General features: G+C 64.1%; 22 protein-coding genes and 1 pseudogene. 13 read left to right on the forward strand and 10 right to left on the reverse strand.

What is annotated here, in order from left to right; translation table 11 throughout:
• Position 1 precedes the first annotated feature (1 nt).
• Entirely contained in the window at positions 2-484 is a 483-nt protein-coding gene (locus tag R0V12_RS05355) for a hypothetical protein (RefSeq protein ID WP_070478589.1), read from the forward strand.
• Here the strand turns inward: R0V12_RS05355 and trhO are convergent.
• Together trhO and R0V12_RS05365 are read right to left on the reverse strand one after the other, a co-directional pair.
• The gene (trhO, locus tag R0V12_RS05360; RefSeq protein ID WP_070975355.1) at positions 447-1355 is read right to left on the reverse strand and encodes an oxygen-dependent tRNA uridine(34) hydroxylase TrhO; all 909 of its coding nucleotides are present in this window, start codon (positions 1353-1355) and stop codon (positions 447-449) included. The two genes, R0V12_RS05355 and trhO, sit on opposite strands and share 38 nt — an antisense overlap.
• 10 nt (positions 1356-1365) lie before the next feature.
• Positions 1366-2859: a DUF1846 domain-containing protein gene (locus R0V12_RS05365; RefSeq protein WP_252931369.1), complete on the reverse strand. Its 1494-nt coding sequence runs from the start codon at positions 2857-2859 to the stop codon at positions 1366-1368.
• A 236-nt stretch (positions 2860-3095) separates the two neighbouring features.
• Here R0V12_RS05365 and R0V12_RS05370 point away from each other — a divergent pair, with 236 nt between their 5' ends.
• From R0V12_RS05370 to R0V12_RS05390, 5 genes are all read left to right on the forward strand, one after another.
• Positions 3096-3890, forward strand: a complete 795-nt coding sequence (locus R0V12_RS05370; protein WP_256001178.1) for an Fpg/Nei family DNA glycosylase — start codon at positions 3096-3098, stop codon at positions 3888-3890.
• A gap of 16 nt (positions 3891-3906) precedes the next feature.
• Positions 3907-5334 (forward strand): bifunctional ADP-dependent NAD(P)H-hydrate dehydratase/NAD(P)H-hydrate epimerase, encoded by a 1428-nt coding sequence (locus tag R0V12_RS05375; protein ID WP_284805498.1) that lies wholly within the window; start codon positions 3907-3909, stop codon positions 5332-5334.
• Between the two features lie 281 nt (positions 5335-5615).
• Positions 5616-6623 carry a hypothetical protein gene (locus R0V12_RS05380; RefSeq protein ID WP_320072982.1) on the forward strand — a complete coding sequence of 336 codons (1008 nt, stop codon included), beginning with the start codon at positions 5616-5618 and terminating at the stop codon, positions 6621-6623.
• 10 nt (positions 6624-6633) lie between these two features.
• Positions 6634-7683 carry a hypothetical protein gene (locus R0V12_RS05385; protein WP_284805500.1) on the forward strand — a complete coding sequence of 350 codons (1050 nt, stop codon included), beginning with the start codon at positions 6634-6636 and terminating at the stop codon, positions 7681-7683.
• A 66-nt stretch (positions 7684-7749) separates the two neighbouring features.
• Positions 7750-8862, forward strand: coding sequence for an MFS transporter (locus R0V12_RS05390; RefSeq protein ID WP_320073012.1), 1113 nt, complete (start codon positions 7750-7752; stop codon positions 8860-8862).
• Here R0V12_RS05390 and R0V12_RS05395 read toward each other — a convergent pair.
• Complete coding sequence (locus R0V12_RS05395; protein WP_070975362.1) at positions 8854-9507, reverse strand: ABC transporter ATP-binding protein; 654 nt, start codon at positions 9505-9507, stop codon at positions 8854-8856. The genes R0V12_RS05390 and R0V12_RS05395 overlap by 9 nt on opposite strands.
• On the reverse strand, positions 9508-10506 hold the full coding sequence (locus tag R0V12_RS05400; protein ID WP_320072983.1) for an ABC transporter permease: 999 nt from the start codon (positions 10504-10506) through the stop codon (positions 9508-9510).
• Positions 10507-10599: 93 nt separating this feature from the next.
• Between R0V12_RS05400 and R0V12_RS05405 the strand changes: the two genes are divergently transcribed.
• The 3 genes from R0V12_RS05405 (at position 10600) to R0V12_RS05415 (ending at position 12919) form a co-directional block, all read left to right on the forward strand.
• Positions 10600-11718 (forward strand): sensor histidine kinase, encoded by a 1119-nt coding sequence (locus tag R0V12_RS05405; RefSeq protein ID WP_320072984.1) that lies wholly within the window; start codon positions 10600-10602, stop codon positions 11716-11718.
• Complete coding sequence (locus tag R0V12_RS05410; RefSeq protein WP_320072985.1) at positions 11711-12322, forward strand: response regulator transcription factor; 612 nt, start codon at positions 11711-11713, stop codon at positions 12320-12322. The genes R0V12_RS05405 and R0V12_RS05410 overlap by 8 nt, the downstream gene beginning before the upstream one ends.
• A gap of 195 nt (positions 12323-12517) precedes the next feature.
• Positions 12518-12919 (forward strand): hypothetical protein, encoded by a 402-nt coding sequence (locus tag R0V12_RS05415; RefSeq protein WP_288857717.1) that lies wholly within the window; start codon positions 12518-12520, stop codon positions 12917-12919.
• A 365-nt stretch (positions 12920-13284) separates the two neighbouring features.
• On the opposite strand, the gene R0V12_RS05420 is transcribed toward R0V12_RS05415, so the two are convergent.
• On the reverse strand, positions 13285-14478 hold the full coding sequence (locus R0V12_RS05420) for a multidrug effflux MFS transporter (protein WP_320072986.1): 1194 nt from the start codon (positions 14476-14478) through the stop codon (positions 13285-13287).
• A gap of 17 nt (positions 14479-14495) precedes the next feature.
• Here R0V12_RS05420 and R0V12_RS05425 point away from each other — a divergent pair, with 17 nt between their 5' ends.
• The 4 genes from R0V12_RS05425 to R0V12_RS05440 are packed head-to-tail and all read left to right on the forward strand — an operon-like array spanning position 14496 to position 17971.
• Complete coding sequence (locus R0V12_RS05425) at positions 14496-14897, forward strand: hypothetical protein (protein ID WP_071573813.1); 402 nt, start codon at positions 14496-14498, stop codon at positions 14895-14897.
• A 36-nt stretch (positions 14898-14933) separates the two neighbouring features.
• Positions 14934-15821, forward strand: coding sequence for an SLAC1 family transporter (locus R0V12_RS05430; protein ID WP_320072987.1), 888 nt, complete (start codon positions 14934-14936; stop codon positions 15819-15821).
• Positions 15818-16747: an SLAC1 family transporter gene (locus R0V12_RS05435; protein WP_246814931.1), complete on the forward strand. Its 930-nt coding sequence runs from the start codon at positions 15818-15820 to the stop codon at positions 16745-16747. Before R0V12_RS05430 ends, R0V12_RS05435 begins: the two co-directional genes overlap by 4 nt.
• A 27-nt stretch (positions 16748-16774) precedes the next feature.
• Positions 16775-17971, forward strand: coding sequence for an IS1096 element passenger TnpR family protein (locus R0V12_RS05440; protein WP_320072988.1), 1197 nt, complete (start codon positions 16775-16777; stop codon positions 17969-17971).
• 193 nt (positions 17972-18164) lie between these two features.
• Here the strand turns inward: R0V12_RS05440 and R0V12_RS05445 are convergent, their stop codons facing one another.
• The 5 genes and pseudogenes from R0V12_RS05445 to leuS all read right to left on the reverse strand — a co-directional run bounded on the left by R0V12_RS05445 (position 18165) and on the right by leuS (position 23213).
• Positions 18165-18485, reverse strand: coding sequence for a DUF202 domain-containing protein (locus tag R0V12_RS05445; RefSeq protein ID WP_320072989.1), 321 nt, complete (start codon positions 18483-18485; stop codon positions 18165-18167).
• Positions 18482-18838 (reverse strand): YidH family protein, encoded by a 357-nt coding sequence (locus tag R0V12_RS05450; protein ID WP_070478725.1) that lies wholly within the window; start codon positions 18836-18838, stop codon positions 18482-18484. The genes R0V12_RS05445 and R0V12_RS05450 overlap by 4 nt, the downstream gene beginning before the upstream one ends.
• Before the next feature lie 60 nt (positions 18839-18898).
• Positions 18899-19204 (reverse strand): annotated as a pseudogene (locus tag R0V12_RS05455) (VanZ family protein); the annotation flags it as partial.
• 22 nt (positions 19205-19226) lie between these two features.
• Entirely contained in the window at positions 19227-20333 is a 1107-nt protein-coding gene (locus R0V12_RS05460; RefSeq protein ID WP_320072990.1) for a hypothetical protein, read from the reverse strand.
• A gap of 54 nt (positions 20334-20387) precedes the next feature.
• Positions 20388-23213, reverse strand: a complete 2826-nt coding sequence (gene leuS / locus R0V12_RS05465) for a leucine--tRNA ligase (protein WP_320072991.1) — start codon at positions 23211-23213, stop codon at positions 20388-20390.
• Positions 23214-23467: the final 254 nt, after the last annotated feature.

Below are 23467 nucleotides of genomic sequence, written 5' to 3' on the forward strand. Positions count from 1 at the left end.
CATGGCTGACGTATTTGACCACCCCGAAAACGATCTGCATTCCGGCGCGGACCGCTTCTCCCGCGTCCGGCCGGAGCCTGCCAGCTTCGACGAGCTTGCCCTAGAGCCGGACCCGCTGGAGGTCGCGCGGCGCAACAAGGCGTCGACGAAGCAGGCGATCACGCTTGCGGTGGTGACGGTGCTTGGCACGCTGCTGTTCGCGTGGGCACTCGCCGCCGTCGCCCGCGTGCAGGGCGGCCCCCTGTGTGAGGCCGGGGACGCGACGTGGCTGTGCACCGAGTCGTGGCGGACCTGGTGGGCCGTCGTCACCTCGATTCCGCCGGTGGCGGGCCTGCTCACCTGCGCGGTGCTGATGGTGCGCAAGCTCAACCGCTACGAGCGCTGGATCCCCTGGATGGGCGTGTTCTGGCTGCCCATCGTGCCGTTCACCATGTGGTGGCTGACGGTCACGATTGGGATGCTGGCGCTTGATGCGACGCACTAGCGCAATCAGCGCAGTACGGGTTCTCCTCCCGGCAGGCCTCGCAGCTTAAGTACTGGTGGCGGCACTCCGGCTCGTTCGCGCAGTTATAGAACATGTTCGACGGCGCCCCGCAGTGCACGCAGTGGCCCAGCTGCACATAGTCCGGGTCATTCTCCGGGCCGAACTCGGTGTGCATCCGCTTATCGAACACGTACAGCGAGCCCTCCCACAGGCCCGAGTTGCCGTACTTCTCGCCGTAGCGGACGATGCCGCCGTCGATCTGGTAGACCTCCTCGAAGCCGCGGTTCTTCATCAGGCTGGACAGGATCTCGCAGCGGATACCGCCGGTGCAGTAGGAGATGACTGGTTTGTCCTTCATCCAGTCGTACTTGCCGCTCTCCAGCTCCTTGATGAAGTCGTGGGTGGTTTCCACGTCCGGGACCACGGCGTTCTTAAACTTGCCAATCTCAGCCTCGCGGGCGTTGCGGCCGTCGAAAAACACAACATCCGGGTTGTTGGCCACCAGCTCGTTGACCTCCTCCGGCTTCAGGTGTGTGCCGCCCCCGACGACGCCATGCTCGTCCACCTTCAGCTCGCCCGGCGCGCCGAACGCCACAATCTCATCGCGCGCCTTGACCGACAGCTTCGGGAAGTCCTCCGCGCCGCCCTCAGACCACTTGAACTCGATGCCCCGGAAATACTCCTTCGTCTTCTTCACGTAGGTCTTGCAGGCCTTAATGTCGCCACCGACGGTGCCGTTGATACCGTCCTTGGAGATCAGGATGCGGCCGGTCAGTCCCAGGCCCTCGCAGAGGTCGCGCTGCCAGAGGCGTACCGCGTCCGGGTCCGCGATGGGCTGGAACTTGTAATACAGGAGGATCTTGCTCGTCATGCCCACGAGTTTAGCGCTTGTGGTAGAGCCCCTTCTTCCAGTACTTCGGCTCGGAAGTCACCAGCACGCCGAGGTTGCGGAAAATGCCCTCGTCGACGGAGCCAAGAATGGTGCTGGTGTGCGCGTCGCAGCCACGCAGGTTCTTCAGCTGCTCCAGCGCCGCCGCCGCATCACTGCTTGTCGACGCCGACACCGACAACGCAATGAGCACCTCATCAGTATGCAACCGCGGGTTCACGGACCCGAGGTGGCGCGTCTTCAGCGTCTGGATCGGCTCGATGGAATCCGGCGACAGGAGGTGGACAGAATCGTCGATGCCCGCGAGCACCTTCAGCGCATTGAGCAGCACCGCCGCCGATGGCCCCAGCAGGTCCGTCGTCTTGCCGGTCACGATGGTGCCGTCCGGCAGCTCCAGCGCAGCGCCCGGCGAGCCGGTGGCCTGTGCGACCTCCAGGGCCGGGGCGACCACCACGCGGTCCTGTGGGGTCACCTCCGCCTTCCGCATGACGTTGAGGATCCGGTCGGAGACGGTGTGGTCGGTATCATCGCGGCGCTCGTCCACGAGCGTCTTGTAGTAGCGGCGCACGATCTCCTGCTTCGCGGCGTGGCGGCAGGCGGCGTCATCACTGATGCAGTAGCCGGCCATGTTCACGCCCATGTCCGTCGGTGACTGGTACGGCTCCTCCCCCGTCACCTCGCGCAGCAGCGCCTTGAGCAGCGGGAACACTTCAATATCACGGTTGTAGCTGGTGACGGTCTCCCCGTAGGCGTCCAGGTGGTACTGGTCGATCACGTTGACGTCATCAAGGTCGGCCGTCGCGGCCTCGTACGCGAGGTTCACCGGGTGCGACAGCGGCAAGTTCCAGATGGGGAACGTCTCAAACTTGGCGTAGCCAGCGTTAATACCGCGACGGTGCTCGTGGTAGATCTGGCTCAGGCACGTGGCCAGCTTGCCGGAGCCCGGGCCCGGTGCCGTCATCACGATCAGGTCGCGGGACGTCTCCACGTACTCGTTGCGGCCGAAGCCCTCCTCGGACACGATGCGCTGCGTATCGTGCGGGTACCCGGCGATCATGTAGTGGCGCGACACTGTCAGGCCCAGACGCTGCAGCCTCTCAATGAACGCCTCCACCAGCGGGTTCTCACCCTCCAGCTGGGTCACCACCACATTCTCGACGAGGAACCCTCGCTCCCGGAACACGTCCACGAGGCGCAGCACGTCCTCCTCGTAGGAAATCCCGAGGTCCGCCCGCATCTTCTGGCGCACCACGTCACCCGCATTAAACGCGATCACGATCTCGACCTCATCCTTGATGCGGTCCAACATCGCAATCTTGTTATCCGGCGTAAACCCCGGCAGAACGCGGGAGGCATGATTGTCGTCGAAGAGCTTGCCACCCATCTCTAGGTAGAGCTTTCCCCCAATTGCTTTTCGTCGGGCCGAAATGTGCTCCGACTGCATCGCAATGTACTTATCCCGATCAAATCCAACGCTATATGGCATGGAACCTGAAGTATACCGGGCCAGCGCGCGCATCTCTATTTGTGCACGTTGGGGCGGGTTGGTTCCCGTCGACCTCTTACGGTCGACCAACCCTGGTCAGCGCGGAATCAGGTTTTTGGCGTCGAAAAGCCCCAAATTGCCGTGACCTGCGTTGGTCGACGCTAAGAGGTCGACCGGAGCGGAAGCGGGTGCGCGCTGTACCTTGGTCGGTGAGATATAAGGAGTAGCAGAGTCTAATGCCCGAAGGCCACGTCATCCACCGCCTCGCCCGCCACTTGAACGACACGTTTGCGGGGCAGCCCATCGAGATTTCCTCCCCGCAAGGGCGTTTCGACGTCTCCCCGCTCGCCGGCGCCACCCTGACGGAGGCCCGCGCGGTGGGCAAGCACCTGTTCCTGGAGTTCTCCACGGCGACGGTGCACGTGCACCTGGGCCTGATTGGTTCCTTCCGATTCGAGCCCGCCGAGGACGTGTGGGGGCAGATCCGGCTGCGCCTGGCCAACGAGGAGGTGGCGGCAAACCTGCGCGGCCCGCAGTACTGCCGCTACGTCTCCCCGCCGGAGGAGCAGGCGATCCTGGACCGCAGCGGCGAGGACCCCCTCGACCCGGACGCGGATCCGGAGGCGCTGTGGGAGAGGGTGCGGGCGTCGAGACGCACGATTGGGTCGTTGATGATGGACCAGCAGTACTTCGCTGGCGTGGGCAATATATACCGTGCGGAGCCGCTGTTTCGCCTGGGTATTTCGCCGTTTGTGCCGGGCCGGGCGTTGGACCATGGGGAGTTCCTGCGTCTATGGCAGGACGTGCGCGAGCTGATGGAGTATGGGGTGGAGCACGGCCGGATAGATACTGTGCGCCCCGAGCACAGCCCCGAGGCGATGGACAGACCACCCCGGAAGGACGACCACGGCGGTGAGGTCTACGTGTACCGCCGCGCCGGCGAGCCCTGCTTTGTGTGCGGCACGCCGATCGAGGTGCGCAAGTACGAGGGCCGCAATTTGTTCTGGTGCCCCTCCTGCCAGGCGGAATAGCGCGTAGAATGGCGGAATGTTTGCTGCACCGTTTGCGTATTCCGCCGCGGAGATTCGGGCCGCGGAAGCTCCCCTCCTTGCCGCTGAGGCGTCTCCTGACGCGTTGATGCAGCGCGCCGCGCACGCTGTGGCGCGGGTGGCGCGTGAGATGTCGGGGCCGCGGGAGCGGGTGTTGCTGCTGGTGGGCCCGGGCGGCAACGGCGGGGATGCGCTGTACGCGGGGGCGGAGCTCGTCAGGGAGGGCTGGCACGTCGAGGCTTGGCTGCCACTGGGCCGGGCGCAGCAGCGGGCGTTAGATGCGTTTGTGGGGGCCGGAGGTGGGGTCGTCGAGAAGCCTGGGGCGTGCGACCTCCTTATCGACGGCCTCTTCGGCCTCGGCGGTGCCGGCGACCTGCCCGACGCTGTCGCCGACATCGACGCGAACCAGGTGCTCGCGGTGGACGTGCCGAGCGGCGTGGATGCCGACACCGGCGAGGCCGGCCGCAACGCGCTGCAGGCCGACGTGACGGTGACGTTCGGCGGGTGGCGCTACGCGCACGCCCTCTCGACGCGCTGCGGGAACGTGCTGTGCGCGGACATTGGGCTACCACTGCCGGAGAGCCACGTGCGGACGTACCGCGCGGTGCCCAACACGGGCCTGGACCTCGAGGACATCAGGCCGATGGGCCCAGTGCCGGTGGACGTCAAGGAGCCCGGCGCCGATGACGACAAATACACAGGCGGTGTGGTGGGCATCCACGCTGGCAGCGGTACGTATCCCGGCGCGGCGCTGCTGTGCACAGCTGGCGCGGTGACGGCGACGCCGGCGATGGTGCGTTTCGCGGGCGCGCAGGCGCTCGAAGTGGTGCGGGCGCGGCCGGAGGTCGTGGCAACCCGCGAGTTGGAGCAAGCCGGTCAGGTGCAGGCGTGGGTGTGCGGTCCCGGAATTGGACTCGGCGAGGAGGCGGATACTGCCGTCGATTGGGTGTTGCGGCAGGGTGTGCCGGTGGTGCTCGACGCGGATGCGCTCACCCTTGTGGCCCGCGCGCCGCGTAAGTTGGCGCGGGTTGTGGTGACCCCGCACGACGGTGAATTTTCACGCCTGTATATAGGTATGATCAAAGATCACGTCGGGGAGACTGCCGACTGCGCCCGCCAACTTGGTTGCACTGTGGTCCGCAAAGGGCGCGCCACTGTCGTTTCAGACGGTCAGGAATCCATCCTTATCGACGCCGGCTCCTCCTGGGCCGCCACACCCGGCTCCGGCGATGTGCTTGCCGGGATTATTGGGGCTCGTGTGGCGCGCGACGGGATAGACGACGTCCTACTTTTGGCCCAGTCGGTTCAGGTACACGCGGTGGCTGCGTGGCTCGCTTCCCGGACACCGTACGGCCACGCACAGACTTCTGCTAGCGAAATTGCATCCAATGTGCGTAGCGCTACGGCGTGGTGCGCACGTTTTTAGCAAAAGCAGTGTAAGGCCCCTAAATTACAGCGGTGTAATTTAGGGCCGATGAACTGCATTTTCACCCCGTACACCCCCAGAAAGGGTTAGGTGGGGTATGGTCCCTTTGTTTGGTTTGTGGCTTCCTTAAATGTAGATGTTGAACAATCCCGCAAACACATGTCATGGACCTGCGAGTATGTGAATATTAAGGTTTATTTACGGTTTTTCCTGGATAAATACAGAAACACGCGTCAACGAACGAATACGTTTCCGCAGCTCCCTCGGCTACACTCAGAAATATGTTCAACAATCGGAGACTCCAAGCAATCGCAATCGCGCTCTCGCTCGGCGCGTGCGCCATGGTCGCCCCTTCCGCTGAAGGTGCCACCGTTGGCGAGAATGTCTCCGGCGTATGCTCCATCCGCCTTAACGCCGAAGAGACAAAGCTTTATGAGCAGTCGAAGGGCAAGGCAGCAAGCTTCGACGTCGACAAGGCGTGGAAGCTCGCATTCGAGCAGGCTTTCCCAGCAGCCAAGGTGCACGGCGAGAAGCTGTACAACGATCTGAAGTCGGACTTTGCGTACCAGCAGCAGTTCCAGCCAGATCCTCGCCCGAAGCTCGCTGAGCTCGCTAAGCAGGTCGCTGAGGACTCGGAACTGCCAGAGTCTGTCGCACTCGACTACGTCACCCACAAGTGGAGCGACGCAGTCGTGGCAGGCTTCGAGAACCCGGGTCGCCTCCCAGAGATCCTGGAGTACGACAAGTACTTCGAGAACGGCGAGATCCCAGCCTCGAAGCAGTCGTTCCGCGCACCGGAACCAGTCTTCCCGACCATCGGTGACCGCGACGCCCTGATCCAGGAGAAGAAGGACCAGTTCAAGGGCCTCACCGACGAACAGGCAGCTGCTTGGGTTGACCAGTTCGAGAACCAGGAAGGCGTCGCAGAGACCCGCACCATGGCGGAGGTCGAAGCAGCGCTGAACCAGTCGAAGGACAACTGCCGCGACGGCAAGTCCGGCATCGTGCTCTTCCCAACGCAGCACTCCAACCCGGACGCAGTCTCGCAGGGTGCTGAGGGCACTGAGCGCAGCAAGGAGCAGCCAACCACCACGCCTTCCTCTCCGACCACCACGGTTTCCGTTGACGTTCAGGTCAACCCATTTAACGGGAAGACCACCGTCACCCAGGAGCCTTCGAAGACAGTCGATACGAGCGATAACTCGGCTGCCCTTATCGGTGGCATTGTTGGCACCATCGTGATTGCAATCCTGGCGGTCCTCGGCCTGACGGCAGCCAAGATGCTGTAATCTCATCTCCATGGAGTCTCGGAGATTTTTCACTGGCGTTGTAGCCCTCGGGCTCAGCGCCAGTTTGCTATCTCCAGTTGCGGACGCCGCCGTCATCGGCCCCCAAGATCCCGCAACGAAACTCTGCGCGTTCTACCTCTCCCCCGCCGAATACGCCCGCCTCATGAACGCAGCGCGCCTCCACTTCTCCGCGCCCGAAAAAGAGTACGCGCTGGACTATCAAACATTCCGGCAAGCGTTTCCGGAGCTGGGGAAGGTCGAAGAGGACGTCTATAAGCGGATTAGGGAAGAGGAAGGGCGAGAGTTCCTCGCACCCAGCAACTTCGCGCGGCCCGACTCGCTGCAGCACACGTACGCGGTTGAGGCCTTCACTGAGGCGGGGCTGCCCGCGAGTGTCGCCGAGTGGTACCTCTTCAAGTACAGTCCGCAGCGCACCACACCGCAGGCGTCGGCGGATGACGTGCTGACCTACCACTACTACGAACTGATGGGGCAATACCAGGTGCTCGGGCCAGGGCAACGCGCCCTGTTCCGGCCGGTCACCCAAGCCACTGAAACCCCAGACATCGCGCGCGAGCTCCAAACCCGCTTCCCTGGGCTCAGCGACGCCGCCGCCACCGCCTGGGCGCAGCAGTACGCCTACACGTTCTTCTACACCAACCTGCGGCGCGTCAAGGAATACGTCAGCCTTCGGGAGCGGGCTGAGCAGCTCTGTGCCGCCGGCGGCGACGCCACCCTGGCGCTCCCAATCCCGCCGAACGCGGTGAATACGGTGGTGCCGCCGATCCCGACGCTGACTACCAGCACGGCACCAAAGCCCACGCCCACGACACCGGCCACGCCAACCACCCAAGCACCCGAGCCGACCGCAACGGCCACAACGAAGCCAGCCCCAACCACAACCACGCCCGCGCCCACAACCACGACCCCGCCCGAGACCGAGGAAGAGAAGGAGCTCACCCCGCTCGCGATCGCCGGGATCGTGCTCGGAGTGCTGGGCGCGGTGCTGGCGGGAGGCACCGTAATCATGCAGGCTCTCAACCTGGGGGCGTTCGCCTAACACGCCCGGTGTAGGTTGTCACGTGTGAGTAAACAGTCGTCGCTTCCTATGCTGCCGTTGTCCGCGATGAGCTTCGCGGCGTTCGTCTACGTCACCTACGAGATGTTCGCGGTCGGCCTGATTCGGCCCATGGCGCAGGACCTCGGGGTGACGGAAGGCCAGATCGGCCTCCTCATGAGCGTGTACGCCGGCCTGGTCGCCGTAGTGACCATCCCGCTGATGCACTTCACGCGCAACTGGGACCGCAGGCCCGTCTTCCTGGCCACGCTCGGCTTCCTCGCCGGGGGCGTGATCCTGCAGGGCATCGCGAACAGTTACGCGGTGCTCGTCGCTGCCCGCGTGACCGCGGCGTTTACGCACGGGCTGTTCTGGTCGCTGATCAACCCGATGGCGGCACGGCTGGCGCCGCAGGGGATGACGGGCAAGGCGGTGGCGACGGTGTCGTTCGGGTCGACGATGTCGGCGGTGATCGGTACGCCGTTGACCACCATGCTCGGCGGGTGGATCGGGTGGCGCGGCGCCACCTGGGTGCTGGGTGTCGCGGTGATTTTCTCGGTGGTGGCGTTGGTGGCGTCGCTACCCTCGATGCCGGCGAAGCACCCGGAGTCGGCAGCGGGTGCGAAGCGGACAAAGTCGGCGATCCCGTCGCTGGTCCTCTTCCTGACGTTCAACGTCACCGCCGTGTTCACCACCTTTACCTACCTGGCGCTGCTCATGACGACGACAGCCGGGCCGAAGCTGGTCCCGTTCGGGCTGTCGCTCTTCGGCATCTGCGGGGTGATTGGCGTGTTGACGGCGGGCAACACGGTGGACCGGCGCATGATCCGGGTCAACGGGTTCGTCGCCATGCTGTTGGTGGGGTCGGCAGCACTGGGGCTGCTCGCGCTGGAGACGAAATCGGTGCTGCTCATCATCGCGATGATCATCGTGTTCGGGCTGGCGAACGGGGCGCTGCCGCCGTCGGCAACCACCATCTTCCTGCACGCCGGAAAACGCAACGAAGACCTGGCAAGCTCCATCTACGTGGTGACCTACCAGGTCGGGATCGCGGCCGGATCCGCGCTCGGCGCCGCGGTGGTGGACGCCGGCTTCCTGCCCGGCACGCTGTGCATGACGGCCGGACTGGCGGCCTGCGCGTTCATCACCTTGGCGCTTGGGTCGCGCCCGAAGCTACGCTAGCGCGCGTTCCCGCGACACGTGGCCGTCGCGGACGCGGACAACCTCGTCACTGTCGGAAATCAGGCTGGCGTTGTGGGTGACGAACCCACAGGCAATATTGTGCTCCTCCACCAGGGTGCGCAGCAGCGCCACGATCTCGTGGGAGCGCTCGGAGTCGAGCGCCGCGGTCGGCTCGTCCGCCAGGATCAGCTTCGGCTCCCCCATCAGCGCGCGGGCGATGCCGACGCGCTGGCGCTGCCCGCCGGAGAGCTGCTGCATGCTGCGGTCCCCAAGCCCGTCGAGGCCGACTTCCGCGAGCAGCTCGTTCGCGCGGTCCACGCGGGGCTTCACACCACGAATATGGTCGGTGACCAGCAGCTGATCCCGGACGTTCAGCGCCCCGATCAGGTTGGCCTGCTGGAAAATCATTCCGATCTTCTGCAGGCGGACTTCGTCGGAGACCGGGGTGGCGTCGACAAGAATGGTGCCACTGTCGGGCTTCAGTAGCCCGGCCGCTGCGGAAAGCAGCGTGGACTTGCCGGAGCCGGACTCGCCGATGATGAAGGTGAGGTGGCCAGGGTTGGCGTCGAAACTGATGTTATCCAGCGCCGTGAGTGTGTCCTCGCCGTCTTGGTACGTGACGGTGACGTGTTCCATGTGCAACATTTACGCAATACCTCCCAGTGCGAGCTGCGGCTCAACTTTTGTAATTTGGCGCGTCGCGATGAACGCGCCTACCATCCCAATCGCCCAAATCGCCAGCGGCGGCCCCGCGACCGTGAGCACCGTCAGCGAGAACGGCGCCACCTTCGACGCCGCCAGCCCAATGCCCAGCGCAATCAGGGCACCAACCGCCGCGCCGATGCCCAGCAGCACCGCCGCCTGACCCAGCGCATCCTTGCGCAAGTAGCTATTCGACGCCCCAATCGCCTTCAAAATGGCCAGGTCACGGGTGCGCTGCATGGTCCACACCGTCAAGAAGGCCACGATGACCAGCGCCGCGATGGCGTACAGGAAGCCCAGGATCATGTTGAAGGACGCCTGCTCCGACTTGTACGCGGCCAGGCCGTTGAAGGAGTCCTTCATGCTCATGCCTCGGTCATCGCTAGCGAGCAGCACCGTGCCGTCCGCATCGGTGTGCATGGCGGCCTTCCAGTCCTCCGTGTTCACCCACAGGACCGCGGTGTGGGAGAAGTACAGGTCATCCGTGACGGCGTCGACGGTGATCGGGGTGCCGCCGACGGAGAGCTCGTCGCCAGGAGCGACGTTCAGCGAACGCGACGCGACCGCGCCGTCGCCGAGCACCTCGCCGCCGGGCAGCTCCGTGCCCTTCGGCAGACCCAGGATGGAGATGGACTCCTCCTTGCCGTTCTCGCGCAGCAGCAAGGTTTGGCCGGTGCCCAGCGGGACCGTGCCCTCCTCCGCCGTCACGCGCGACGTCATATAGGAAGGCTCATCCATGTCCTGGAAGACGACCGACTTTGCATCCAGTGCCTCCAGGGCCTCCGTGTTCTGCTTGCCCAACCCGTTGGTCAACCCGGTCAGCATCACCACGAGCAACGTGATCAGGCCAACCGTGCCGACAATGAGGCCGAACCGCCCCTTGGCTTTCACAATTTCTCTCAATCCGACGAACATGCCCACATTGTGCGTGTGAGCAGGCATAATCCACATCGGGAGCGGGGTTGAACCTCGAATCAACCGTCCGGTTGATGCGCTCTCAATCGCATGTCGGGTGCAGCGTCTAAGGTGATCTGCGTGAACACCACCAACCGGATCCTCACCTTCCTGCGCGTCAGCCTGCACGTACTCGTTGCCGTGCTGCTGCTCGTCGGCGTTGTCTCCAGCGGGTGGAACCCGCTGGCCATCTGCATGGCGGTCCCCTTCGCGTTGCTCTACCTGGCCGGGACCGTGGCCTACAACGAAGGCAAGCGCTTCCCCCGCGCTGCTATGTACACCTGGCTCGCCGCCGTCCTCGCGCTGTGGGTGGTTATGGCGCTGCACGCCGCGGAGTTCGTCTGGCTGGAGTTCCCGCTGGTCATCCTGGTCTCCGTGGTGCTGCCCACCTGGTCCGGTATCGCGGTGGCGGCGCTGCTGCTGGCATTCACGCTGTCGGTCACAGCGCCGGGCGCGGGAATCGGCGGAGTGGTCGGTCCGCTGCTGGGCACCGTGCTGGCGCTACTGATCTACCACTCCTACCGGGCACTCCGCGCCGAAGCCGACCACTACAAACACCTCGCCTACGAACTCCAGGCCACCCACATGGAGCTCGCCGCCGCCGAACACGCCTCCGGCGTCCTCGAGGAACGCGCCCGCCTTTCCCGCGAAGTCCACGACACCATCGCGCAAGGCCTCAGCTCCATCGTGCTGCTCGGCCGCACGCTGGACAAACAAATCACCGAGCCCGGCGCGAAACAGATCCTGGACACCATCCGCGCCACCGCCTCCGACAACCTCGCCGAAGCACGCCGCTTCGTCGCCGTCAACGCCGGGCCCGCCGAACCCCTGCCACGCAGGCTGGAGGAGCTCGCGCGGGGAGCGGAGGGGCGTCAACAAGCACTCGGGCAACGGCTCACGGTGGACCTCAACGTCGAGGACGTGCCCGAGCCCGCCGCCGGCGTCATCGAGCGAGTCGTGCGCGAGGGGCTCTCCAACATCGTGCGGCACGCCGGCGCCACCCGCGCCGTGGTCACGGTGGAACAGCTTGGGGACGTCGCCACCGTCGACGTCTTCGACAACGGCCGCGGCATCACCGGGCCCGAAGGCTACGGCCTGCGCGGGCTGCGGGCGCGCGTCGCGGAAGTCGGCGGCACCCTCAGCGTCGAAGGTAACGTACTAGCAGCAAGCATCCCCCTGGGAAAGGACACCCATGAGTGAGATCAACGTCATGCTTCTCGACGACCACCCCGTCGTCCGCGCCGGCCTCCGCGCAGTACTCGACTCCTTCGGCGACATCACCGTTGTTGGCGAGGGCGCGGACGGGCGCGCCATCGAGCGGATGCCCGACAACGTCGACGTTGTGGTCACCGACATCCAGATGCCGAACGTGGACGGCATCGAAGTCACCCGGCGCCTCGGAGAAACAGGCGGCCCACCCGTGCTCATCCTGACCACCTACGACACCGAAGCAGACGTCGTCGCCGCCGTCGAGGCCGGCGCGCTCGGCTACCTCCTCAAAGACGCCCCCGAGGACGAACTCCACGACGCCATCATCGCCGCCTCCCAGCGCAAACGCGTCCTCTCCCAAGAAGTCGCCGGGGTCCTCGCCGAGCGCCTCATGCGCCCCGACGAAGCCCTAAGCGCCCGCGAAATCGAAATCCTGCGCGCCCTGCAGACCGGCGCCTCCAACCGCGCCATCGCCGACCGGCTCTTCATCTCGCAGGCCACGGTGAAAACCCACCTGATCCACATCTATAACAAACTCGGCGTGGACAACCGGACCGCCGCCGTGGACCGGGCGAGGGAGCGCAAGATTATTTAGGTGTTGGTTGGGCGCTAGATTGCTCGGCAGTGCTTGAGCTTGAATCCTTTTCCTCGTGGAGGCTTTTTCTGCGCTGGGAAGACTTCCGATGCTGGCTTCGGTGCATAGGCACTAGCACTCGGCGCAACCGAAATTGCTGCCCCCGTGAAAGCTAAACTTACTATCCCAACTACTCATGAACGGAGCGGCTTTCGAATGACCAGTCTTTCTTCCTTGTCAAATGGTGAGCTGCAAGGCTTTTACGAAGAGCTTTACGTGTATTGCTCTGAAAAGGATTCTTACCACATTGCAGAGCGTTTCCAGAAGGAACTCAAACTTTCCTTCTCCGAAATTGACGCTCTTCCTGATTTCACAGTTAGTGAATGCGATGAAGACGAGTACGAACTTGCTAAAGAATTAGAACCTGGTAGCAATCAGGAGAGCTTTCGTCCATACGTGATTACCCAGCACTTCTTCTTGGAAATCTTAAACCTAAGTGACCAGGTAATTGACCCTATTAGTGATGCTGTTTTCGAAGCCGTTCAACGAGCGACAGAAGATGTCCCATACTTCAGTTTCATGGGCTTTCTCAAGGACAATCGCTCTGAGGATAAGTAGAACCGGATCGAAATCGATAGCTCTTTTTCTCTAAGTTCGAGCGTTGAGCTGGACGTGCACGCAAAAGACCAGGTCGCTGATTGTTAATGTGGGTATTTGGCGCTAACCGCGGCAGAACGTGCACCAAATTCCCGATTTTCCGGAAAGGTGCCTGGCTATTTCCCCAGGTCGCGATCTCTGCGCAAAGGAATTTGGTGTCACCCTCGCCGACCCGAGTGACAAAAGACGCAACCCACTTTTCACGACCTGGGCTTTTACCGGGTTCAGCCGACAGGATTGCGTCCATTGTCACTCGCTCCCCACTCCATGCACCAAATTCCAGCATTTGAAAAGCGGCCCCAGGACACCTGCACGCCACAGAAGTGCTAGATGTTTTTAGGCCTGGAATGTGGTGCAGCGCTACCCAAAAGCACTCCCAGAAGGGCCAGGCCGGCGCAGGTGAGGATGCCGGTGGCCATCGATGCGGTCGGGTTGGACCCGAGCGCCACCAGGGGCGGGACCAGGCCGCCGATGATGAATTGGAAGAAGCCCATCGCGCCGGTGCCGGCGCCGATCCCGATGTCCCGGATCTCCTCCACGGCGAGCGCCGAGGCGTTGGCCATGATGAACCCGGCCATGGCGGACAGCGTGGCGATGAAGGGGAGCATCGTGAGGTTGGGACCGAGCTGGCTGTAAGCGAGCAGGATCAGCCCGGCGAGGATGTCAACAGATAACGCCACAACGAGCAGGGTGCGTGGCTGGTGGGTCTTGACCAGGCGCATGTTGATGGAGTTCGACAACGGGATGAGCAGGGCGATGCCGCCGAAGATGAGGGAGAAGGTAGTCGGTGTAACGCCGAGCTGCACCTGCAGGACCAGCGGTGATGCCGAGATGTACGAGAACAGGGTGCCAAAGCCGAGACCTGCGGCGAACATGTAGCCGAGGAAGGCGGGGCGCCGCAGGCACTGGACCATGCGAGGGAAGATGGTGCGCAGTGTGCCGCGAGTCCGCTTGGCGGGTGGGAGGGTTTCGGGGACGAAGCGCCAGGCGATGAGGATCTGGGCGAGGTTGACGGCGGCGATGGTCCAGAAGACGCCTCGCCAGGTGAAGGTGGGGATGATCAGGCCGCCGAGGACGGGTGCGATGGCGGGCATGAAGCCGGAGATCGCCATCAGGCCCGACAGGCCACGGGCGGCCTCGCGGCCGTGGGCGATGTCGGGGATGACGGCCCTCGTGACGACGACGGCACAGCCCCCGGCCAGGCCTTGCAGGAACCGGACGGCGATCAGGAAGGAGATTGTGGGGGCGAGGGCGCAGGCCACCGACGCCGCGAGCGCCACCACCGAGGAGACCAGGATGGCGGGTTTGCGGCCCGTGCCGTCAGAGATCGCGCCGAAGACCAGGTTGCCGAGTGCCATCCCGAGCATGAACCCCGAGATGGTCAGTTGGGCGGAGGAGGGGGACGTCGATAATTGGGTGGCGAGCTCGGGCATGCCGGGCAAGTACATGTCGATGCCGAGCGGGCCCGCTGCGGTGAGCAGGGCCAGCGCAAGTAGGAGGCCACCGGAAAGTTTCTGCACGTCGGTAGGATAGCTGCATGCGTGCGACTGTAGAAATCTGTTCGATCGACGATGTGCCGGAGTCGCTGCAGGCGCTCACAGACCGCGAGCCCTCAGCGTGGGTGGCGCTGCGCGCGGTGGACACCACGCCGGGCGGGAAGCTGCGCGTCCACGCGGGGCGCCTGGCCGGGCAGGAGGTGCCGGGGCCCAAGGGAAGGCTTGCCGCGGAGCTGCGGGTGGCGCCCGGCGCGCAGGTCACCGTGTGGGTCAACGACGAGTACGAGCACCACGTGCTGGCCCAGTCGGAGGGGCTGCGCCTGGAGGGTGTGGCGCTGAAGCCGGGCCAGGTCGGGCGGATTGCGGCTGGGCACCTGGCCGTCACGGTGCGCAATACGGGGGAGGAAACCGGCCGAGCGCTGCTGTTTGGCCGCGTTACGTAGTTGGCCAAACGGGCCCGGCGGGCTTAGCGTAGGTGCATGCAATTGCCTAAGTATGGCCCCGCGTGGGCCGGGTCCCTGATGGGGACGTCGATCGCCTCTACACTGTCCGGGTTGCACGGGTTCCGCCTCGGACAGGTTGCGTTTGCACTGGTGGCGGCGGTGTTGCTGGCGGTGTTCACGGTGGGCATCCGTAACGAGCCGCCGCGGCACCAGAACATGGCGGCGTGGGGCATGTACACGATGGGGCTTTTGGCGTGCGGCTCGGCGTGGACGGCGCTGACCGGCAACGACATCTTCCAGCTGATCAGTTGGTGGATCGGCGCGCCGCTGTCGATCGCGGTGTGCCTGTGGCAGCTGTGGGGCTTCTGGAAGGTCTCGGAGCACTACACCACCCCGGCGTTCCCGTGGGGGCTGGCGCCGGTCACGCCGATGGTCGCCGCGACATCGGGCGGGCAGCTCGCCGCAGAGCACGGCATGTTCTACCACCACGCGGGCATCGTGTGCTTCTTCTTCACGTTCATCCCGGCGATCCCACTGTTCGCCTATTGCTACTGGTCGCTGTGGCGGCGTCGCGAACGCCCGCGCGGCGCGGCGGCCGGCACAGCCTGGATTCCGCTCGGGGTTGTCGGCCAGTCGACGGCCGCCTCCACCTTCCTTTTCGACGCCCACCTCTACGGCATCATCATGTTCGCCATCGGCGTACCGTGCGTCCTCTTCGGCATGTACTGCTTCTACCAGGCGGTCTTCACCTGGGCGCCGTACGGCCCGGGCTGGTGGGGCTCCACATTCCCGGTGGGCACCCTGTGCCTGGGCTCCTGGACCGAGGGCTGGCACGCCCTCTCCTTCGGGCTGCTGCTCCTGCTGCTGTTCCACTGGTGCGCGTGCGCACTCCGATTCCGTTCCTGGCAGCGTGAGCGCGTGTGAAAACCAGGACCAGCTATAGCCTGCCGCCAGCGGGCCCGGCGTGGGGCGGCAGCCTCATGGGGACCTCGCTGGTGGCGACGCTGCTGGTCATCAGCGGACTCGACCCTCTGGCGTGGGTCGTGGCCTGTATCGGGGTGGCCATCCTGGTGGCGCTCGTCGTCGGGTTCATCATCTACCGCACGCCCCGCTTCCACCAGGACATGATGGCGCCGTGGGCCATGACGTTCATCGGGATCATGTCGCTCGGCACCGCGTGGACCAACCTCACCGACAACCTCGCCTTCATCCTGGTTGGCTTCTGGGTCGGGGCGCCCGCCTGCCTCGCCGTGTACGCCAACCAGCTCCGCGGCTTCCAAGGGGAACCGAACTTCGCGTGGGGGCTCGCGCTCGTCGGCCCCATCATGGCGGCCAACACGGCCGGGACGACCCACGCCAAAGGCGGCGGCGACATCTACTGGATACTCGGCGTGTGCTGCTTGGTGGCGTCGATAGGCGCAGCGTATCCGCTGTTTGCCAGGGTGTATGTGGCGGCGTGGCGTCGAAAAGTGGACCTGAGCGGGCCGAACGCGGCGACCGCCTGGATCCCCCTCGGCGTCGTCGGGCAGACAGTGTCCGCCGTGGACCTGCTGTTCGGCAAGGATGCCGAGCTTATCGTTGGCACCGTGCTGCTCATCATCGCGATCCCCATGATCGCCTTCGCCATGTGGCACTTCTACCCCGCCGTCGCGCACTGGGTGCGATACTCCCCCGCCTGGTGGGCCTCCACCTTCCCCACCGGCACCATCAGCGTCGGCAGCCACCACCTCGCCGAAGTCTGGAACCTCGAATGGCTCACCATCATCGCCACCGCACTGCCAGCCCTCCTCGTCTTCCACTGGCTCCTCTGCGTCACCCGCTGCACATTCTGGGTAGTTCGCGAGCGCTAAAAGATACAAAACTATAGAGTGAACGACATGAACATCTCTCTATTAATCACCGTAGAAAACTCCCGACCCGAGATTTCACGATGCATTAATGTTGATCACTCGATGTACCTGGGGGAACTCGCACTCATTATCGACGCCACCCTCGGCTTCTCGAGCGCAGCAACACACATGTTTTCGGGGAACATCAACGGCGAACAACGCGTCTACACCGCCCAACCAGCCGCCGGCGAATACGACGAAAACGACCTCACCGTCCAAGACATGCCCGAAACCATGAGTTACATCTACGACGCCGGCGCCAACTGGAACATCAACGTCCAAGTACTCGGGCCATCCACCATCGCAGGCCCGACCCCCGTCCTCATCTCCACACTCGGCCCCGACGTCATCGAGCACCTCAAAGGCCCCGCCATGATGAGCGAGCTCTATGACGAAGCCGTCCGCCTCGCAGCCGGCCAACCCGCCGACATGCACATCACGCCAACCCTGTTCTCCGCGATGCCCGTCATGTCGCCGGGCCACATGGTGGACAGGCTTACCAAGGCAGACCCGGTCAGTATCTCGAACCGCATGTACTACAGCGTCGAAACCATGGTCGCCCGCAACATGATGAACCCCGAGGCTGCCGCCGAAGAAGACGAAGACGTTCGCGAAGCGCTCCGCGAATACCTGGCCAACCGCGAAGACCTCAAAGACATCATGGCCATCGACCCCAACCCCGAAAGCAACCCCGCCGTCATGGCCGCCATCGGCGAATTCCTCGAGGACTACTACGGGCCCAACCCAACCTTCGACTCCCCCGTCTACACCGGCATCACCGAAGCCCTCTACAACCTCATGGACGGACTCCTCCCCGACGACCCCATCTGGCGCAGGCACCTCCACAACTTCTTCGTCGAATCCGGCTTCATGCGCGCCGAACAAACCGGGCGCTACACCATCACCAACGAGGGCGTCGAGCTGCTCAGCGGCGGCGACAACCCATTCGACTTCGCCGAAAACATCGCCCGCGGGTTCTACGCGACCTTCGGCCGCGAAAACTGGAACCAACTCATGTTCAACCTCATCTCCGACTCCCCCCACCTTCCCGACTCAACCATCTACAAGGAAGGCACCGCCCTGTTGGAGGCCTTCGGATTCGGCGAGGACACCGGCGACGGGTTCGCCCTCAACGGGGATGGCTACGACATGCTGAAGTGCATCGCCATCGACTTTTCTTCGTAGGCCTGGTGCCAAAGGACGCACTTCGTTTTGGTATAGATGTTCATAGTGACTGGTCAGAAAAGGGCTAGTTTTTCCTAGCTGCGTGATTTGGCACTGCGCCCCGCCACAAGACACCAAATTCCTTGTTTTCGCCCACGGCCCGGCGCGTTTGCCCAGGTCGCGGATTCCTCGGGTAGGAAAAAGGTGCGCACACCTACTGCGCAAGGACCAGGCACAGACCCAACCCACCCAGACCGACTAGCGCACACGCAGTGGCGAAGACGGAAACCGTGTTTGGTTGGGAGCGCTCCTGGGCGAGGTTGTGCGCTTCGGTGCGGTAGAGGCGTCGATATTCGGCGATGAGCACTGTCGCGAGCGTGAGTAGTAACCCGATGGCGCCGAAGACGGGCACGGGGTAGGCGTAGGACCAGCGCAGGAGCACCATCGAGCAGACGAGCATGGCCAGGGCGGTGCGGGTCCAGCTCAGGGCGGTGCGCTCGGGCTGGAGGCCGGGGTCCGGGACGGGGATGGTCACGAGAGCAGGCCTACCAGCACGACGATGGAGGCGACCAGGATCCCGACGCCGAGCAGCGGCGCGATCGCGGGGGCGGGCAGGGGACGGCCGTGGCGCAGGGCTCGCTCGACGCGGACCCAGCGGATGGCGGCGCCGGCAGCTATGGCCATGCCGATCACGATCACGGTGGCGGCGGCGAAGGTTTGAGTCTCTGGGGTGATGCCGGTGACGTCGAAAGCACCGAGGGCGATGCCGCCTGCCAGGAATGCCAGCGCAGTGCGGGTCCAGGCGAGGAAGGTGCGCTCGTTAGCGAGGGTGAAGCGGGCGTCGGGTTCGTCGCCGTCGGGGAAGACAGTGCGGGTGAAGCTGGGCATGTGGGCAAGTGTAGCGCCCAGGGCGCCGCCGGCGGTGTTGATGAGGAGGTCGTCGATATTCGAGTAGCCGGCGGCGAGCGCGTACTGGGCTACTTCGATGCTTAGGGACGCCACCATCGAGAAGAGGGTGGCCTTCCAGATCTTGCCGAGCCGGAGGCGGGCCAGGTAGCCGACCGGGAGGAAGAGGACAATGTTGCCGATGAGGTTGAGCCACGGCCCCCACCAGACCCGGTAGTAGATGAAGGAGCCGAAGGGGATGAGGCGCAGGTGGCGGACCTCGTGGGAGGTTGTGTCCCACACGCCGGGCAGGCCCACGTACGCCTTGCCGACGGTAAAAAAGAGCACGGCCGCGGCGGTCAGTGCCACGGCCGTGTAGTAGGTGCTGCGCTTAGGCAACGGCTACCTCGTGCGGGACGGGGCCTCCGGAAACCTGGCGGTAGGCGTATACCATCGCCAGGAGTGCTGGGGCGGCCAGCAGCGTGCCCAACACCAGCGAGACAAAAGCGGCCACGCCGGAGGCGGCGCCACTGCCGGAGACGGTGGCCATCAGGATCCCGCAGACGATCATCAAGCCGAGCAGACCACCGTAGTTGCGCTTCGCTGTGGTGAAGCCGGCCTTGAAGGCGTCGCCGAAAGTGCCGTTGTTGTCGGCTGCGTAGAACGACTGGAAGATGAAGAACGGCGAGATAATCAACATGATCAGCACCGCGATGCCGATCCCAACGAATAGGGTCACGAACGCGGATGGGTCGATAGCGCTGAGATCACCGCTCGAGGCGGTCAGGAGCGCCTCCGGGTCCGCGCCGGCGAAACCAGCGACGAACCCGATCACCATGAGCAGGGCGAAGATCAGAGTCGTGATGATGCCGACGACCACCGACATACCCAGCGTCTTGCCGTAGGCAGCCGACTTGATGTCCTTCAGGACGAACTGCTTCGGGCCGACCAGGGTCTGCTGCAGCGCGGCGGCCAGGAACAGCGGCGTGACGAAGAATAGGGCCAGCATGCCCAGGGCGCTGACCGTGTCGCTCTGGAAGACGGCCCCGATGTTGTTCAGCAGCGCGTACACAAACGCGAGCACCAGCCAGGTGCCCGGGTTGGAGTAGGTGGTTTTGAAGCCGTACTTCAGCGCGGCGCCGACGGACAGCTTCCCGGTGCCCAGCCCGTGGGCGACGCCGTTGACGGCCGGGTTGCTGATCGGGTGCGGGGTGACGCCGTCGCCGTACTGGGCGGGCGTGATGCCGACGAAGCCGTCGTCGTTAGCGAGCATGGCGGCTGCGGGGCTCGTCGGGACGGCGAGCTGGGCGCCGTGGTAACGCAACGCGCTCTGCCCGGACGCCTGGGCGGCCGAGTTGACGTCAAACGCACCGAAATCGGCCTGCTCCCCGTAGGGCTGTCCCGAGGGCTGGCCGTATGGCGACGCGCCGTATTCCGGGTAGGACGGGATGCCACCCGGGTTCTGCGGATCGTTGTTAGGTGTATTTGGTTCAGTCATGGTGCCCAACAGTACACACAAACGCTCCGCAGCACCTACACGTTTCCTGAACGTTTACTTAACGACCAGGTTCACCATCCGGCCCGGCACCACAATCACCTTGACCACATTCTTGCCGTCGGTCAGTTCCTTGACACGCGCATCCGTCAGCGCAACCGCCTCGGTGTCCTCCTTGGAGGCGTCCGTCGGGACGTTGATCCGGGCCTTCACCTTGCCGTTGATCTGGACGGGTAGTTCGATGGTGGCGTCGACAAGGAATGATTCCTCGAAGGTCGGGAACGGCTCGAACGTGATGGTGTCGGCGTGGCCGAGTTTTGCCCAGAGTTCCTCGGCGATGTGCGGGGCGAGCGGCGCAACCATCTGTACCAGCGGAGTGACCGCCGCGCGCGGGGCGCCCGACGGGTACGTCTTGGTCAGGTAGTTCGTGAACTCAATCAGCTTTGCGACGACCGTATTATCCCGCAGGTGCTCGTAATCATCGCGGACACCGGCGATGGTGCGGTGCAGCTGCTTGTTGTCATCCTCGGTGAGCGCGGCGTCGGTGACGGTGACCTCGCCGGACTCCTCGTCCACAACCAGGCGCCACAGGCGCTGCAGGAAACGATGCGCGCCGACGACGTCCTTCGTCGCCCACGGGCGCGACGTGTCCAGCGGGCCCATCGACATCTCGTACACACGCAGGGTATCCGCGCCGTAATCGCGGCAGATGTCATCCGGAGCAACAGCGTTCTTCAACGACTTGCCCATCTTGCCGTACTCGCGGTTGACCTCCTCGCCGTCGCGGTAGAACTTGCCGTCCTTCTCCTCCACCTCGGCGGCCGGGACGTACACGCCACGCGAATCCGTGTAGGCGTACGCCTGGATGTAGCCCTGGTTGAACAGGCGGCGGTACGGCTCCTTCGAGGAGACAAAGCCCAGGTCGTAGAGCACCTTGTGCCAGAAACGGGCGTAGAGCAGGTGCAGCACCGCGTGCTCCACGCCGCCGACGTAGAGGTCCACGCCGCCCGGATCGTTCTCGCTGCGCGGGCCGGTCCAGTAGCGCTCGTTCTCGATGTCGCAGAACGCGTCCTGGTTCGTCGGGTCGATGTAGCGCAGCTGGTACCAGGAGGAACCCGCCCACTGCGGCATCACGTTCGTGTCGCGCCAGTACTTCTTCGTGCCCTCACCCAAGTCGAGCTCCACCTCAACCCAGTCCGTGGCCTTCGCCAGCGGCGGCGCCGGCTCAGAATCCGCGTCCTCCGGGTCGAAGGACACCGGGTTGTAGTCCTCCACCTGCGGCAACTCGACCGGCAGCATGTCCTCCGGCAGGCCGTGCGCCTGGCCGTTCTCGTCGTACACGATCGGGAACGGCTCGCCCCAGTAGCGCTGGCGGGCAAAGAGCCAGTCGCGAAGCTTGTACTGAATCTTCTCCTCACCAGCACCGTTGGCGGCCAGCCACTCGATCGCCTTCGCGATACCCTCGTCCTTACCCAGGCCGTTGAGGTCCAGGCCCTGCTCGTTCGCCGAGTTAATGTGCGGCGCGTCGCCGGTGAAGGCAGTTTCTGCGATGTCGCCGTCAAGCACCGGCACAATCGGCAGGCCAAAGACGCTCGCGAACTCGTAGTCGCGCTCATCATGCGCTGGCACAGCCATAATCGCGCCCGTACCGTAGCCCGTCAACACATAGTCAGCAATAAAGATCGGCACCTGCTTGCCGCTCACCGGGTTCGTCGCAAACGAACCCAAGAACACGCCAGTCTTCTCCTTATTCTCCTGCCGCTCCAAGTCACTCTTGGCAGCAATCGCCGCCCTATACTTCTCGACGGCCACCTTCGGCGACCCCGCCCCATTCATCCAACGCTCATCCGTGTCGGCCGGGAAGGCATCGGCCGTGAGGGCGTCGACAAGCGGGTGCTCAGGCGCGAGCACCATGTAGGTGGCGCCAAACAGGGTGTCCGGGCGCGTCGTGAACACCTCGAGCGGGCCCGCCTCCGACGCGAACGCCACCTGCGCACCACGCGAACGACCAATCCAATTACGCTGCATCGCCTTGACCTTCTCCGGCCAATCCAGCAGATCAAGGTCATCGAGCAGACGATCCGAGTAGTCAGTAATGCGCATCATCCACTGACGCAGCCGCTTGCGGAACACCGGGAAGTTCCCACGCTCCGAACGGCCCTCCGCCGTGACCTCCTCATTCGCCAGCACCGTGCCCAAACCAGGGCACCAGTTCACCATCGAATCGGACAGGTAGACCAAGCGGAACTCATCAATCGCCTTGTGCTTCTCCGCGTGCGTCAAGTCGCGGAAGTTACGGCCATCCTTGGTTGTGCGGGCGCCCGTGAGCAGGTCACGGACCAACTCCTCGATCGGACGAGCCTTCTGCAGCTCCTCATCAAACCAAGCGTTATAAATCTGCAGGAAAATCCACTGCGTCCACTTATAAAACTCCGGATCCGTCGTCGCCACCGAACGACGCGGATCATGGCCCAGACCCAACTGGCCCAGCTGACGCTTCATATTCTGGATATTCGCCTCAGTCGTGGTGCGCGGATGCGTACCCGTCTGGATCGCATACTGCTCCGCCGGCAAACCAAACGCGTCATAGCCCAACGTATGCAGCACATTCTTGCCCAACATGCGGTTGTAGCGGGCAAACACGTCCGTCGCGATGTAGCCAAGCGGGTGACCCACATGAAGCCCCGCGCCCGACGGGTACGGGAACATGTCCTGCACATTCAGTTTGTCCTCGGGCAGTGGGCCGCCCGTGGCGAGGTCGCCGACCGGGTTCGGCGCGTTAAACGTGCCGTTGTCCTTCCAGAACGTCTGCCACTTCTGCTCAATCTGATTTGCCAGGCCAGCGCCGTAACGGTGCGCTGGGGTTTCGCTCGCGTTAGTCATGGATACACAGTGTAGTGGGTGGGGCCCGGAGGTGGGGTGCGTGGTGGTGTTGGCGGGTGGGATATGTCCTCTCGATTTTGCTCGAGATTTCGTGAACAGAATTGCATGGGGTCCAGACCATTTGCCTGTCGGCCGGCGAGACGTTCCGGTCGACCTGTTCCCGTCGACATGTTCCGGTCGACCTCTTAGCGTTGACCAATGCAGGTCGGCGTGAGATGGAGGAATTGGCGTCGAAAAGCCCAAGAATGCCGTGA

Source organism: Corynebacterium sp. UMB2355A (genome assembly GCF_033877495.1).
Lineage (GTDB): Bacteria > Actinomycetota > Actinomycetes > Mycobacteriales > Mycobacteriaceae > Corynebacterium > Corynebacterium pseudogenitalium.